The sequence below is a fragment of the Paenibacillus sp. UNC217MF genome (assembly GCF_000686865.1).
GTDB lineage: Bacteria > Bacillota > Bacilli > Paenibacillales > Paenibacillaceae > Paenibacillus_B > Paenibacillus_B suaedae.
This window is the reverse complement of record NZ_JMLT01000013.1, coordinates 203,720-218,437: the sequence shown is the minus strand read 5'-3', so window position 1 is coordinate 218,437 and position 14,718 is coordinate 203,720. Positions and strand designations below refer to the sequence as shown.

Annotated in this window: 15 protein-coding genes and 1 pseudogene; 3 read left to right on the top strand and 13 right to left on the bottom strand. The window is 47.9% G+C overall.

What is annotated here, in order from left to right; all coding sequences use genetic code 11:
- Nucleotides 1–13: 13 nt before the first annotated feature.
- From BP95_RS0109560 to yyaC, 5 genes are all read right to left on the bottom strand, one after another.
- On the bottom strand, nucleotides 14–781 hold the full coding sequence (locus BP95_RS0109560; protein ID WP_028532012.1) for a DUF6483 family protein: 768 nt from the start codon (nucleotides 779–781) through the stop codon (nucleotides 14–16).
- Between the two features lie 5 nt (nucleotides 782–786).
- The gene (locus tag BP95_RS0109555) at nucleotides 787–1,458 is read right to left on the bottom strand and encodes an SdpI family protein (protein WP_021255290.1); all 672 of its coding nucleotides are present in this window, start codon (nucleotides 1,456–1,458) and stop codon (nucleotides 787–789) included.
- On the bottom strand, nucleotides 1,458–1,739 hold the full coding sequence (locus BP95_RS0109550) for an autorepressor SdpR family transcription factor (RefSeq protein ID WP_021255291.1): 282 nt from the start codon (nucleotides 1,737–1,739) through the stop codon (nucleotides 1,458–1,460). Before BP95_RS0109550 ends, BP95_RS0109555 begins: the two co-directional genes overlap by 1 nt.
- 157 nt (nucleotides 1,740–1,896) lie before the next feature.
- On the bottom strand, nucleotides 1,897–2,691 hold the full coding sequence (locus BP95_RS0109545) for an alpha/beta fold hydrolase (protein ID WP_021255292.1): 795 nt from the start codon (nucleotides 2,689–2,691) through the stop codon (nucleotides 1,897–1,899).
- Between the two features lie 473 nt (nucleotides 2,692–3,164).
- Nucleotides 3,165–3,722, bottom strand: a complete 558-nt coding sequence (yyaC, locus tag BP95_RS0109535) for a spore protease YyaC (protein ID WP_028532010.1) — start codon at nucleotides 3,720–3,722, stop codon at nucleotides 3,165–3,167.
- A gap of 288 nt (nucleotides 3,723–4,010) precedes the next feature.
- Here yyaC and BP95_RS0109530 point away from each other — a divergent pair, with 288 nt between their 5' ends.
- Complete coding sequence (locus BP95_RS0109530; RefSeq protein ID WP_021255294.1) at nucleotides 4,011–4,235, top strand: DUF1128 family protein; 225 nt, start codon at nucleotides 4,011–4,013, stop codon at nucleotides 4,233–4,235.
- A gap of 92 nt (nucleotides 4,236–4,327) precedes the next feature.
- Here the strand turns inward: BP95_RS0109530 and BP95_RS0109525 are convergent, their stop codons facing one another.
- Both BP95_RS0109525 and BP95_RS0109520 read right to left on the bottom strand, forming a co-directional pair.
- Nucleotides 4,328–5,032, bottom strand: coding sequence for a copper homeostasis protein CutC (locus tag BP95_RS0109525; RefSeq protein WP_021255295.1), 705 nt, complete (start codon nucleotides 5,030–5,032; stop codon nucleotides 4,328–4,330).
- A 53-nt stretch (nucleotides 5,033–5,085) separates the two neighbouring features.
- On the bottom strand, nucleotides 5,086–6,093 hold the full coding sequence (locus BP95_RS0109520) for an asparaginase (RefSeq protein WP_021255296.1): 1,008 nt from the start codon (nucleotides 6,091–6,093) through the stop codon (nucleotides 5,086–5,088).
- 155 nt (nucleotides 6,094–6,248) lie between these two features.
- Between BP95_RS0109520 and BP95_RS0109515 the strand changes: the two genes are divergently transcribed.
- Nucleotides 6,249–6,938 (top strand): phosphatase PAP2 family protein, encoded by a 690-nt coding sequence (locus tag BP95_RS0109515; protein WP_021255297.1) that lies wholly within the window; start codon nucleotides 6,249–6,251, stop codon nucleotides 6,936–6,938.
- 90 nt (nucleotides 6,939–7,028) lie between these two features.
- On the top strand, nucleotides 7,029–7,412 hold the full coding sequence (locus BP95_RS0109510; protein ID WP_021255298.1) for a YtxH domain-containing protein: 384 nt from the start codon (nucleotides 7,029–7,031) through the stop codon (nucleotides 7,410–7,412).
- A 97-nt stretch (nucleotides 7,413–7,509) separates the two neighbouring features.
- Here the strand turns inward: BP95_RS0109510 and BP95_RS0109505 are convergent, their stop codons facing one another.
- The 6 genes and pseudogenes from BP95_RS0109505 to BP95_RS0109480 form a co-directional block, all read right to left on the bottom strand.
- Nucleotides 7,510–8,280 (bottom strand): sigma-70 family RNA polymerase sigma factor, encoded by a 771-nt coding sequence (locus tag BP95_RS0109505; RefSeq protein WP_028532007.1) that lies wholly within the window; start codon nucleotides 8,278–8,280, stop codon nucleotides 7,510–7,512.
- Nucleotides 8,277–8,735, bottom strand: a complete 459-nt coding sequence (rsbW, locus tag BP95_RS0109500; protein WP_021255300.1) for an anti-sigma B factor RsbW — start codon at nucleotides 8,733–8,735, stop codon at nucleotides 8,277–8,279. The genes BP95_RS0109505 and rsbW overlap by 4 nt, the downstream gene beginning before the upstream one ends.
- 33 nt (nucleotides 8,736–8,768) lie before the next feature.
- On the bottom strand, nucleotides 8,769–9,089 hold the full coding sequence (locus BP95_RS0109495) for an STAS domain-containing protein (protein ID WP_021255301.1): 321 nt from the start codon (nucleotides 9,087–9,089) through the stop codon (nucleotides 8,769–8,771).
- Nucleotides 9,090–9,206: 117 nt separating this feature from the next.
- Nucleotides 9,207–10,397: pseudogene (locus BP95_RS0109490) on the bottom strand (ATP-binding protein); the annotation flags it as partial.
- Nucleotides 10,398–10,408: 11 nt separating this feature from the next.
- Nucleotides 10,409–11,275, bottom strand: a complete 867-nt coding sequence (locus BP95_RS0109485; RefSeq protein ID WP_021255303.1) for a CheR family methyltransferase — start codon at nucleotides 11,273–11,275, stop codon at nucleotides 10,409–10,411.
- Between the two features lie 48 nt (nucleotides 11,276–11,323).
- The gene (locus tag BP95_RS0109480; protein WP_028532005.1) at nucleotides 11,324–14,710 is read right to left on the bottom strand and encodes a response regulator; all 3,387 of its coding nucleotides are present in this window, start codon (nucleotides 14,708–14,710) and stop codon (nucleotides 11,324–11,326) included.
- Nucleotides 14,711–14,718 lie beyond the last annotated feature (8 nt).

Here is a 14,718-nt window from a genome sequence, read left to right as displayed (position 1 = left end):
CTGCTTATAACTCCTACCGTTCCATTTGCCATGCTGTATTCTTACTTACGTCTTCCCTGCCCGAGATGACCTCTTCTCGGCTTAGACCCCCTTCTAGAAGCGTCTCATCCGACATTGCATCAAGTCGTTCATAGAACTTCAACGCTTGCGTATATCGACTTGCTGCCTGCTCAAGATGATGCCGCTCTCCACTGTTCAACCACTCAAACAAAGAGTCCTCCGCTTCAGCCAGACGACCCTCCTTCTCAAACCAGCGCCACATCTTCTCCCTTAAGCGATTATCAATATGATAGCCTTTGATTACCTGATATATCGCTTCCATCGAGTCTTGAACCGGAAGCAGCCTCCGATCACTACCTTGCGAGGTCGCTTCCAGCAAAAGCTCGTACGACTTCATCAATCGCAGAATATATATTGTCTCGTCATTGTCAGTTCCCATCATGCTCTCACCATTTCGCAGCACTTCGGCAGCACCAAACGGCGACGACTCATTATCATGCCTGCTTCGTTCCCATTCCAACTTAGCCCGCTCATACAGTACAATCGCCAATGCTTGGATCTCATCTGCATGCAGCCGCTCTCCCGTCCGGAACAGTCGTATGATGTCCTCTGCCGGAAGCTTGTCAGCCAGTTCCCCGCTAATCCGAAAACGGCGCTGCAACAATTCATCCCACTCGACAATCAGTTGCTCACGCTTCTTCTTTTCCTTTAGTCCAAGCGCTTGACCAAACATACGAGTCATCTCTTCAATTAACCGGAGTAAATAATCACGTTGGTGCATCACCATCACCTCGGCCGTATTTTAGATTGAAAGACAAGGTAGGAATAAATCATGGGGACAAAGACTGATACCGCTATTACAAGTAAACCGATGTATCCACCCCAGTGAAGGGGCAGCAGCCATGCTCCAGCACATGATAGTAAACCCGATATAAGCCACACCTTGCCTGCCAGACGATGCGTTTTGCGCCATACCTGTTCGTCTGCAAGCGTCCACGGCGTACGGATACCGAAAAAATAGTTGAACCGCACACGTCCAAACATGTTGCCAAGGAACATCCACAACAATCCGAGCGCAGTTAAAATCAGAGATTGCACCGGAAACCCGTTAATTAGATGATAGCCGATCACGACGCCGAATATAGCTTGCAGGAACACAGACAATGCCCAGCCGAACCATATGTATGTGGATTCGAATTTCTTGTAATTGTGCTGCTGCGGATCTGCACGTCGAATGAACGGCAAAAGTACGGGGATCAGTATTAAGATAGCAGAGAATATGATAAAAACTATCGTCTTCTCCATTGTCCCGTCAGGAGCGCCATAGTAGTTGAAATGGGATACAATCCTCTCTGGAAGCTTCGGATATGCCAGCCACATCAGTCCAGCTACAATCACATTGTACACAAACAATACCAGAAATGCCCTTCTCTCCAGATTGTGATCCAGTAGTTTCATTAATCATCCCTCCCTCGCTTCCCCTGGTATGAAATGATATCAAGAAACCAGCCGAGAGCCTCCTGCAATACGGTTGTATTGAGTGAGTACCATATATGCTGGCCTCGCCGCTCATCAAGAATGAGCTTCGCTTGCTTCAACCCATTCAGATGATGAGAGATGCTTGGCTTCGTCATATTAAAGTGATCGGCGATGTCTCCTGCCGTCATATCCTTATCCTTCAACAAGGTTATAATCTGTCGCCTGGTCGGATCTGCAAGTGCTTTAAACGCCTCATTCATGTCAAAGCCTCGCTTCATGTACATAATATTCGGATTCAGACATCCAAAAAGTAAGTCAAGTATAGCGAAAAAGGGGAGCTTCCTCAAGTGAAGCTCCCCTAAACGTGGTCATCCATATCATCGTTCCCCTAATACATCAGAACACTTCTGCTGCCTCTTACTGAAATACATTAGCTAAATAGGTGTGTAGCGCATCCGCAAGTGTCGCTGGCGTCTCCATCATACTCATATGACCCGCCTTCTCTATCGTAACCTGCGAAATATTGTCCCCGCTCGCCGTAAAGGCTTTATCTGCTGTCACAATCTGATCGTGCTCTCCCGCTACTAACAGCACGGGTAACTCAGATGCTTGCAATACCGAAGTCCGATCAGTTCGCTCTCTCATCGCAAGCGCTGCTCCAGCAGCTCCTTGCGGCGGTGTGCAATATCCAATCTCCTTCGCCCTGCTCACCTGCAAGGCATGCTCTTCAAGATGCTGTGGCGCGAACAGCTTCGGGATTAATCCGTCCACAACAGGAACGATACCTTGCGATTGCAGCTTCTCGACAACGGCCAAGCGATTCTGCTTGCCCTCTTCGGTATCCGGCAAGCTCGTGGAATGGATCAGCCCGAACCCATGCAAGCGGCTGCTATAGCGCTGAGCGAACGACAGCGTAATATATCCACCAAGAGAGTGACCAAGCAGCACAAATTGCGATAGCTCGAGCTTATCGGCAAGCGCAAGCACATCGTCAGCCATTTGTTCAATGGTATATGCGCCTACAGGTGAATCTGACTTGGCATGACCTCGCAAATCTGGAGCAATGACGCGATAGTTCTGCGCCAGCATCGGCATTATCGCTTCCCAATATTTCGAACTTCCACAATAGCCATGAAGCAATATGACAGCAGGGCCTTGTCCTTGCTGTTCTACATTCATCGTAAAGTTAGCATCCACCTGTATTCTTGTCATCGCTTATCCCTCTCTCCTTTTGGTACGTTCTCAAATTCGCAAGCCTTCATTTTATGCAGAACCTGCCGAAATATGCACCTTTAATTACCATTACACAAAATTTTCAAAAAAGCTTGTCCAAAGCATTCTTTCATTCCAAAAACATCCATACATATATAGTATATTACACTACCCATAAATGCCTGAATCAGCAGCCAACTCCAAGCATTGCCCGCACCAGTAATCTGCGATCTCGAATAGAGGGGGGGTGAACAATATGCAAGGGTTCGAACTTTTCTTTGCCACGAGTGCATTTATTCTCGGGTTAGTTCAGCTCATTATCAAGCTGACGGACCGGGAAAGTAAAAAATGATCCGTTCCCCCAGAACGGATCGGTACAGCTTAACACGCACATCTGTATGAACCCGAATGATGGAGGCGGAGGGCGATCCGGCTCCATCTTTTTTTGGCCCACGACATCATTTGTATGGAGGTTATTCGGTATTTATGCTTGGCTCGGGAAGAAATGATTCGATGATAGCATCCGCTATTTCGTCCGCCATCTTCATGACGTGATGCAAGGAAGTCGTCTGCAATGTCCAATACGGCTTCGGGCCATTCACATTCACGACACAAGCAATGCTGTACTGACCCACCGCTGGCATAGCTAAGCCAACCGATTCTGCTGGCTGCAAGGAGGAGTGGCTGACCAGATATTGTCCTACGGAGCTTGGATGTCCGAGGCAAGCATCGATTGCAACCGTCACAACATGATCCCGCAGCGCAGATAACCGGGATTGCAAATTCGTGGCATCACATGGCTCTTCCATGGTCCCTACCACCTGCAATCCACGCTGCGCAAGTCGGGTGCCAACCAAGGGTCCAAGCGCATCTCCTGTGGATCGGTCGGTACCGATGCAGACGAACATAACGTTCTGACCTTGATGCTTGTCTGCGACTTGCCGCAGCCAATCTTGGAGACGATCTATCGTACAGCGCGTTCTCTGGCCGCTCTGTTCGTATACCTTATTCATATTGCCGTTGACTTGCATGGGCGGAGGGCTCCTTCTGTTCTTTGTACTTCTTGATCAATCCTACTTCATAATTCAATCTGATGCATGATTCAATCTGCTACATGATTCATTCTGCTACATGATTCACATTCTACTGTACAATTCCACCGATGCCAAGCAAGGCACAATAAGGAAGGAAGCATAAGAAATGCCTCGGGGACGAACATTGAATTACGCGAGGATATCGTTTTGTTTCCACTGCTTTCGTGATACAATACGGACATGTTGAATAGGACGTTATCGCAATAGCGTCTAAGGAGGAGAACCATGGTTTCCAATGAAAGAACGCAAGCCAATGTAGAAATGATGATTGATGTGATCAAGGATAAATTGAAGATGGCTACGGCAGCAGCGATGCAGTCCTCAGCGTTCTCCGTAGAGCAATATGACGACATTAAGGATATTTACGATATCATTATGAGCAAGCCTGCTTTCAGCATCAGTGAAGTAGAGGCGATTGTCTCTGAGCTCGGCAAATTACGCCGTTCCTAATACTTTGTCGTATCGCATCACCAGTTGCAACCAAACGAAAAATAGCTCCTAGCGCACAGTGCATAAGCAAAGCGGCTCGGGAGCTATTTTTATTATTCCGTAATTGTATTGAGCGACGACCGCAAAGCCCGCAGACGTTCAGGGTCAATTGGTGCTAGGGCATGACCGCCTATGCGTACATTCGATCCAAAATGAACCTGCTTCACTCCTGCTTCCCTTGTGAAATCAACCACCGTCTCCGCGGTCAGGCCACTGCCAGCCAAAATCCCCAGATTCGAGCCAGCAGCCTGCCGCACCATGGACTGGATACACGCAAGGCCTTGCAGAGCGCTTGGCTGACCGCCCGATGTCAGTACAGTAGTCACCTGTGGGTAAACAAGCAGAACATCCAAGGCTTGAAGCAGGTCGGCAGACTTATCGATCGCGCGATGGAAGGTCAGCGGCAAATCGCCGGCTGCCTCCAACACTCTCTCAAGCAAATCGACGTCTACCTTCCCTTCCGGTGTAAGCGCGCCAAAAACAATAGCATTCGCTCCAGTTTCACGTAACAAGCGAATATCCCGAACAATTGTTGCTCGATCGTCCGCATCATACACGAATGAACGGCTATGCGGCCGTACCATCACATTAACCGGAATACTTACGGAAGCTATAGCCTCTTCAACGAGCCCGAGACTAGGGGTTAGTCCCCCTTCTGAAAATGCAGTAATCAGTTCAATGCGATCTGCTCCATGCAGCGCCGCTTCCTTCACCTCTTGCACTGTCGTACCGATAACCTCTAAGAGTATGGGATTCATTAGCTCACCTCTTCTATGATGTCATACTACAACGAAATTGCGCATCATACCGCTCACTTCAATGCTTGAAGCTGAAATACCGTCTTCTGTTCACCGACCACACGACCGTTGTCGTTCCGAATTGTGCCTGGGAACACGCGACGAATACGCTCAATTGTCGACTTCTCCTCATAACCAATCTGTTCGAGAATCGATGCAACAATATGCGCCCATTCCTCATCTGAACCATCCGCTACCTTGAAGGCGAAGCCCAGACCTTCACGACGAAGTCCGAAGGCAAATATTCCTTTGAAGCCGCCCTTGGCTATGATGTTCTTATCCTCCATCAACAGCGAGTCAATCCGATTCGTACCGCCAACTAATAATGGATGCTCCTGCATTGCATTGCGGATGCGCTCTGCAGCCTGGCGAGTCGGTTCATCCTTAATAAGCTCTGGGCAGGCGATCTTCACATACGCCGTTGCGAGTCCTTGAAGCGGAAGTGCATACACCGGGAAACCGCAGCCATCCGTACCTGCATGCATCTGTTCTGGATCAACACCTGCCATCTCGCCGATTGTACGTGTAATCTCTTGCTGCGCGGGATGTTCAGGTTCCGTATAAGTCGCCAGATCCCAGCCCATCATATGGCTCCATGCAAGGACGCCGAAATGCTTGCCAGCACAATTATGATACGCTCTCCGGCGTTCTCCTCCATCTCGCAAATACTGCTCTTTCACTTCTTCGTTCAATGGAAAAGAGGGCGAGCAAATCAAATGATTCTCTTCGAGGCCCGCACACTGCATAATGTGTTCCATCGTATCAATATGAATGGATTCTCCTCGGTGAGACGCTGTCATCAACGCTAAATCTCGAGTTTGCAGCCCATAATGCTCAAGTGTCCCACTGCGAACAACAGGGATCGCCTGCAATGGCTTGCCTGCCGAACGCAGGAACATCGGTGTATATATATCTCCAAGCGCATATTGAGGCTGCAGATGGCGATCGACACCACAGATTGCACCGCGATGCTCGCACTCCAGCCAGCCGTTACGTGTTTCCTCTACTAGACGTTCATTCATGTTCGTCTTCCTTTCATTTCTTCCAGTTGCAACAAAGCATGGAAATATGTTATTGATATTACATATTTACCTTTTGTCCATAAATCGTGATTTAAGAATCATCAGCGGACATCTTGTAATGTAAACATACACCTAAAGGAGAAGTGTTGACAACTGTGAAACAACAATATCGGGGCGTTTCGCCAGAAGCAAAACGCAAGTTCGCACTAAATCTTCTGGGGGGAGCTGCCGCGACACTTATCTTGGCTATCGTTTTCTTTTTTATCACTAGAAGTGTTCTTCTGAATCAAACGACTGACTTCGATCGCTACGTAACGGATACGGTACGCCAAGCAGCCTCCCCTACCTTAACAACTGTCGTCACATGGATCACCCATATCGGATCTAGCCGTGTCGTTGTACCGTTGGCTGGCATACTTATTGTACTCCTTGCCTTCGTGTACAAGCGCAGATGGGACGCCATAAGCCTTCTGACTGTCTCGCTGGGAGGCGCCTTGGTCAATGAAGGCCTGAAGATCTGCTTCCAGCGGGCAAGACCAGACTGGGAACACTGGGTCGTTGAACATGGCTACAGCTTTCCAAGCGGTCACTCCATGGTTAGTACTGCCTTCTTCGGCATGATTGGATATTTAATATGGGTTCACTTAAAAGAACAGGGCAAGCCTGCCGGATATGTGCTTGTGCTTACGGTATTACTTATTGTATGCATCGGGCTTAGCCGCATTTATTTGGGTGTTCATTACGTAACCGATGTGCTGGGCGGATACACAGCAGGTGCAATCTGGCTTCTGTTTACCATTATGGCGATGCAGTGGCTAAGAGACCGCAAGAGAAGCGCTCGATAGGTACAGATAATGGGTGCCTCTGTTTCAAACCTCCTAAAATTGTGTAATCCTCTAGTAAGACATTCGACTACCACAAAAGGAGAGGTTAGTATGAGTCAAAACACAGAATGCAATAACGCAAAAATGGATTGCAACACATTTGTAAAGGGACTTCTCATCGGGGGCGCGATAGGAGCGGCGGCAGCTCTGCTGCTTGCGCCGAAATCCGGACGCGAGCTGCGCTCAGATATAAGCGATAAGGCACAGCAAGTAGGCGGCAAAACAAAAGAAATGGCGACAGATCTTGGATCCCGCACAGCTGAAACCGTAAAAACGGTTGGATCAAAAGCGGGTGCAGTCGTTAGCAGCGTGAAGGAAGCGTCCAAGGAGTTCGCTGCAACCGTAAAGGAAGCAACAGCCAACACTGCAAATCAGTTGAAGGAAGCATCTGCAGACGTAGCAGAGGAAATTGCGGACGAGTTGAAGAAGGAATAGTAAATGGTATCTAATCTTTCATGAGAATTGCATCTAGACCATCATAGCAGGCACAAAATGGAGATGCTGTCTATATAGACAAGCATCTTCATTTTTTCTACGAAGAATTATTCGATGTCAATATATTCTTAAGTTTCTCCGTTGCACGCCGCTGGATGCGCGATACGCTCATTTGGGAAATGCCGAGACGATCCGCAGCCGAACGCTGTGATAATCCTTCATTAAATATAAGTGCCAATACATTTTGTTCTTCTGGCTTGAGTTCCTTCATAGCCTCCATCAGATCCATCTTGCGTTCCACCGATTCATAATCGTCGGCTTCAGAGCGAATCAGCTCTCCCAATGTCGCAGCACTCTCATCCTGCGATAATGGGGTATCTAAGGAGACGTAATGATAGCACTCTCGACCGGCTAGAACTTCGACAGTTTCTTCGACGGACAATTCCAACTTCTCCGCAATCTCATTTACATTAGGCGACCGCTCAAGCTTCATTGTCAGCTCATCAATGGTCTGCTGTACGAGCGCACCTTTTTCCTTAATCCGGCGTGGAACTTGTATATACCATGACTTGTCCCGCAAGAAGTTCTTCATATGCCCAATCATACTTTTCATCGCATAAGCTTCGAACGGAACACCTAACGAACTATCGAATTGCTTCAATAAGCGAATCAATGCCATATTGCCGACCTGCATCAAATCTTCATACAAGTCCGGACGGTTGCGTGAAATCTTGCCTGCGGCCATCTTGACCATGGGATCGTATCTCTGAATGAGGATCGTTGCAATCTCATTATCATTTGTAGCTTGATATTCATGTATGAGCCGTGTTGCTTCCTCGGATGAATGTTGTTGAGGGACAGCACTCATAGAAGTTCCCCGCTTCGCTGCAGGCGCTTCTTCATCTTCACAACGGTGCCGTGACCATCGACGCTCATCACTTCAACCTCATCCATCAACGCCTGCATTAAATAAAATCCAAGACCACCGGCCTGAATATCTTCAAGCTGCTTGTCATGCAAGCCTTCCATCCCACTGGTCTTGCTTGCTGCATCAAAGCTCGCTCCCTCATCCTGTACGATGATCCCAATCTCATCCTCAGCAACCTCAAACAGTACTTCAACGACTCCACCCTGCGAATCATACGCATATAGCACTGCATTATTGCAAGCTTCCGAAATCGCTACCTTCATATCTTCTATATCCTCATAGGAGAATCCGATACGGCTTGCGATGCCATACAAAGTCAACCGTGCCAACTCCACATATTCGGCTTGTGCTGGCAATGATAACTTAACGAGCTTCCATTCTCTTGCGTGTTCCATAATTCTGATTCAGTCCCTTTCATCGTTCATTTGTTAGGCTTGTGGGGTCAGAAATTTCGAAATACCTGTCATATCAAATAGTTTTTGGACATGTGTCGGTACATTTACAATACGGAAAGCTGACTTCTGCTCATGACGCATCTTCAATATCGAGATCAAGATTCCAATCCCTGTGCTATCAATATACGTCAGCTCTTTCAGATCTAAGGTAAGCTCTGTGTTCGCATCGTTCACAATCGGTTCCATCGTGGAACGAAACTCTTTCGCTGCTGCCAAATCCAAATCTCCACAAGTCTGGACAATTACTTGTCCCTCTTGCTGTACCGTCTTAACTGCAAACTTTTTTCCGTTCATCATGTTCCTCTCCTATACATAGGTAAACTTGTTAAATGTACTTTATTGGTAAATAACCTTCTTCATCTAAATCGAAACAATGGGAAAAGAATGCGACGGCTACTCGCCACATTCCTTCAACCATACGTCAAATGTAAATAGGGCCCCTTCTGGTACCGGTATGGCACGAATATCCCCGTCCATCAATTGGACAAGCGACTTGCAAATGGCAAGCCCCAATCCACTTCCGCCATACTTGCGGTTCATAGAAGAGTCAAGCTGTGCGAATGGCTGGAACAGCCCTTCCATCTTATCGACTGGAATACCGATTCCTGTATCCCGTACATCGAACTGGACATGGAACTTATTGCCTTCCCCCGTGCGCTTCGTTTCGATGATGGACACATAAATGCTGACATTCCCACGATTCGTAAATTTGACTGCATTTCCTACGAGATTAATAAGGATCTGCCTGACGCGCAGCATATCTCCATACAATAACGATGGCACATCCTCATCCATTGAATACGACAAGGTCAGATCCCGCTTATTCGCCTCGACCATGAACAGCTCATAAACCTCTGTAATGAGCGAGTTCGTATCGAACGGAAATTCTTCTAATTCCAGCTTGCCTGATTCCATCTTGGTGAAATCAAGAATGTTATTAATCGTCCTGATCAGTGTATCGGCGCTCTTGCGGATCAACTCCGCATAGTTCGATTGCTCACTTGTCAGCTCAGTGTCGAGCAGCAGATCAACCATTCCGAGCACCCCGTTCATCGGCGTTCGAATCTCATGGCTCATCATTGCTAAAAACTGTGTTCTAGCAAGTGCCGCACGCTCCGCTGCTTCCTTAGCAGCTGCCAGCTCACTGTTCATCCGCTCAAGTTCCTTCGTCTTCTGATGGAGAAGCATCTTCTGCGCCTGCAGCCGCTTCTGTGCCAGGAATATACCAACGAAGCTATGAATCTTCGACTTCAAAATATGAGGGACGAATGGCTTGACCATATAGTCAACCCCACCCGCTGAGTATCCAGCAAATAAATGCTCGGTTTCCTTATAGTTCGCGGATACGAATATTATCGGAATATTCTTCGTCTTCTCGCGAGCCTTAATCCATTTGGCCGTCTCGATCCCATCCATGCCTGGCATTTGAACATCCAGCACAATAACGGCGAATTCCTCTTTCATCAAGTGGCGCAAAGCTTCCTCGCCTGAAGTAGCCTTGACCAAGCGATAGCTTTCCTCGGACAACACGGCCTCAAGTGCAAGTAAATTCTCGCGCCTATCGTCAACGAGCAAAATATTGATTGGTTCCAAGGTGTTCACAATTGTGCCTCCTACCGTATTTTACGATAAATCTTCTCGTTACGATCGATCTCCTCGTATTGAGATTCTCTCCCTGTAAAATGCAAGGATTCCTTGCCTCCGACAATAAGCACACCTAGTGGCGCCAAGCTCTCATAGAAAAGATCATGAACCCGGTTGCGCAGCGGCTCATTAAAATAAATCATTACATTGCGGCATAGGATGACGTTAAATTCATTAAAGGATCGATCTGTTGCCAGGTTATGCTCTGCAAAAATTACATTTTTACGCAAGTAAGGATGAATGACAACGCCCTCTCCAGAAGCCGTATAATATTCAGAGAAAGAGCTTGTCCCGCCCGCCTCCAAATAATTTTTGGTGTATGTGCGCATTTTGTCCATCGGGCATACGCCTTCTTTGGCTTTCTGCAGCGATAGCGGATTCATATCGGTTGCATACAGCCTGGTCTTCTCATACAGCCCTTCCTCATGAAGCAGTATCGCCATGGAGTATACTTCCTCTCCTGTCGAGCAACCCGCATGCCATATCCGAATATACGGATACGTACGCAGCATAGGGACGACCTGTTGACGAAATGCCAAGAACATGGAGGGATCCCGGAACATTTCGGTAACGGGGATCGATAGGCTGCGGACAAAACGCTGCAAGCATTCCCGATTATAGAGTACTCGGCCCTGCAGCTCCGAAATCGTGTCTACCTTTTCCTCATGCACTTGATGCCAAATGCGCCGTTTGAGCGAAGGATACGCATAGTCCCGGAAATCATAACCATAAACTCGATAAACCCCTTCTAACAGCAATTCAATCTCAATGCGTTCTCGGTCCGAATCCTGGGGTCTTCTTCTCTCATCATGTAAACCGAGCCCGTTTCCGTTCATATCTTATCCTTGCTCCTTCATTCATCATGTCAACATATTGCTTACCTGTTATTTATATAACCATACTCGCATCAATGAAAGCAGCTGTTCCGTCTGAAATGGCTTGCTGACATAGTCTGACGCTCCTGCCTCAATGCACTTATTGCGATCTTCTTTCATCGCCTTCGCCGTCAGTGCTATGATCGGCAGCTTCTCGAATCGAGGCTGTTCGCGAATACGGCGCATCGCTTCATAGCCATCCATCTCCGGCATCATCATATCCATGAGAACGAGGTCGAAATTCTCTTCCCCATCCAATGCTTCAAGTGCTTCGCGTCCATTTTCAGCATACACGATATTCATATCGTACTGCTCTAGCACGCTTGATAGCGCAAATACATTGCGCACATCATCATCGACGAGCAGTACCCGCTTGCCTGACAGCAGCATATCACTTGGTCCCTGGTTTTCTTTTTCATCGCTTAGCTGAACTTCCTCCGAACGCTTCAAGAGAATCATCGTTTCTTGCAGCAGACGTTCAGGAGACTTCACATCCTTAATAATGATGCTCTGTGCGCGCTTTTTCAGTTCCGTCTCTTCCTTCGCATCCAGCAGTTTGCCAGTGTATACAATGATCGGGATACGACGGATTCGGGAGTGGTGACTAATTTCATCCATTAATTCAAATCCTGTCATATCAGGAAGCAGCAAATCCAGCACCATACCGTCGAAATTCTCTTCCCCGAGTACCTTGAGTGCTTCCGTTCCGGTAGAGACCGCGGTAACGGCTACGTCCGCTCCTTCAATTAAGGCAATTAGAGACTGTCGCTGCGGACCATCATCTTCAACGATCAGCAGCTTCTTCTCTCCGAATGGCCACTTATGTCCGTCCACTTCTTCGGAAACAGCGACTTCCTTGAGCAACGCTTCTTCCCAAGCAGTAAGAGGCATAGCCTCATGGTTCGCAGATATCTGCGGCATATGAGGCTTGACGAGCTTACTGCGTTCCTCTGATGCATGCCCCTCTTCGCCCTCTACGGTTAGTGCCGCTTGGGCTTCTGCGATCGCCTTTTCATACAAAGCAACGGTGGAGTTAACTGGAATCGATGAAGGCTCTACCGCCTTCATCGGAAGGAAGAAGGTAAACGTACTGCCTTCCTTCTCTCGACTAACCAGCTGCAGCTTGCCGCCAAGCAGTCTTGCCAACTCTCGGCTGATGGACAGACCGAGCCCTGCGCCGCCGTAATTTCGGCTAGTTGTACCATCCAACTGCTGGAACGCTTCGAAGATCAAATCTTGTTTATCTTTCGGAATGCCGATCCCGGTATCTACAACATGTATCGCCAAATAAGGCTCAACCGCTTCCTGAAGCGGGGAAGGCAATTGCTCCGGCTTCGCCTTCGCAATGTGAAGGGTTACTGAGCCCTTCGTTGTGAATTTAAATGCATTGCCAATCAAATTGCGTACAACCTGCTTCACTCGATGCCCATCAGTTACTAGAGAGCTGGGCAGATCTGGATCTATCTCTACCTTGAACTCAAGCCCTTTCTGCTCTGCAATTGTCTCAAAGCTGTCGCTCATAAAGGAGGCCAATTCGCTCAAATAGACAGTTTCAAAATTCAACTTCATCTTACCTGCGTCGATCTTGGACAAATCCAAGATTTCATCAATCATTTTAAGCAGATCCGAACCGGACATGTTAATCGTACGCGCATACTCGACCTGCTTCTGTCCCAAGTTCCCTTCCTTATTCTCCGCCAGCAATTGGGACAGCACCAGTAAGCTGTTAAGCGGAGTACGCAGTTCATGAGACATATTAGCGAGGAATTCAGACTTGTACTTCGAAGCCAAGGCCAACTGCAATGTCTGGCGTTCCAATATCGTTCGCGCTCCTTCGAGCTCTTCGTTCTTCTCTTGGGTTGCCAGCATCTGTTCTTCCAGCGCACGTGTCTTCGCGATCAGTTCCGTATTGTAGTGTTCCAGTTCTTCCTGTTGACGCTGGAGCATCTCCTCAGAACGCTTCAATGCTTCTGTGTGCGATTCCAGATGCTCGTTCGAGCGCTTCAATTCTTCCTGTTGTGTCATCAGTTCCTCAGACTGGCATTGCAGTTCTTCGGCAAGCGCCTGTGACTCACGCAGCAATTCCTCTACACGCAAGCGTCCGGAGATCGTATGTACGATGACCCCGAGCTTCTGTGCGAGCTTTTCGAGCAGTCGGTGCTGTACAGGTGACATCTTCGTCAATGATGCCATCTCTAGCACCGCAATCACTCTGCGTTCGAACATTATCGGGAATAAGATAAGCTCAATCGGTTGAGATTGACATACGCCCGATTCAATTCGAATGGAGCAATCCTTCATGTCGCTTATAATGATTGGCTTCTCATCCACGACACATTGACCGAGCAGGCCTTTCCCAACAACCATTGTTCGCTCAGCCTTCAAATCGTCAGCAGCTGCATAAGTACCGAACAGTTCGAATACATCTGGTTGATCCGTCTCATTCCGAATATACAGGGCGCCATATTGTCCTCCAAGTGTCGGCACGAACTCGCTAATGAACATCTGCCCCACCTGATTCAATGTAGCGGCTCCATTCAGAAGCTCTGTAACACGTGCTGCATTTCCATCGATCCATGCTTGCTCTTCTTGAGCCTTCCGATACAATTCCTCATTCTTCTTGCGTGCTTCCAAGTCTTCTGCCATCCGCTTGAACACTTGAATGACTTCTCCAATCTCATCATTCGTATGCGGCTCAAGCTTACGTACAATACGAAGCCTTCCACGGGCAAGACTGCGCATCATGATGGACATCGTATTCAAATTCCGTGTCACACTTGGGATGACCCACAACATAATCGCGCAGGAAACGACAAGCCCCAGCACCATTATACCGGCCGTCAAAGTAATCGACTGCTCATAATGCTTCTTCGCTTCCAGCACCTGATTGTCGATCGACATCTCATGATGATTGGCCAAATCGGCCACACTGTTTTTCAAGTTGCGTTGATATTCCAATCCCTCTTTATTTCGCAATGCGTTGGCTTCTTCATATTTATTGTTGGTGGTGAGCTCTACTGACTTGTTGACGAATTCGTCGTACTTGTCCCAATCGCGTATCGCCAGCTCGATGAGCTTCTTCTCTTGCGCCGTTGAATATTGTGCCGTCAACTCCCTGAACGATTTAACAATATCATCACGGTAAACCTTCCCTTTTTGCAACAGTTCTTCGCCGTTAACATTCGGGTTTAGCATATCGGTCACCAGCACGCTGGCGATATTGTCCATGTCGTCCCGAATCAAAAAGGCAAGTTCCACTTTGCGGAAGCTGTCCGTATAAATCTGATCCAGATCCTGCTGCAAGCTGCTCATGCGATCATAAGACACCCAGCCAAGTCCGGATATGATAAGCATGAACAGAACGAAGCCAGCAATTAATTTCGTGCGTAACTTCACTGTCTGCT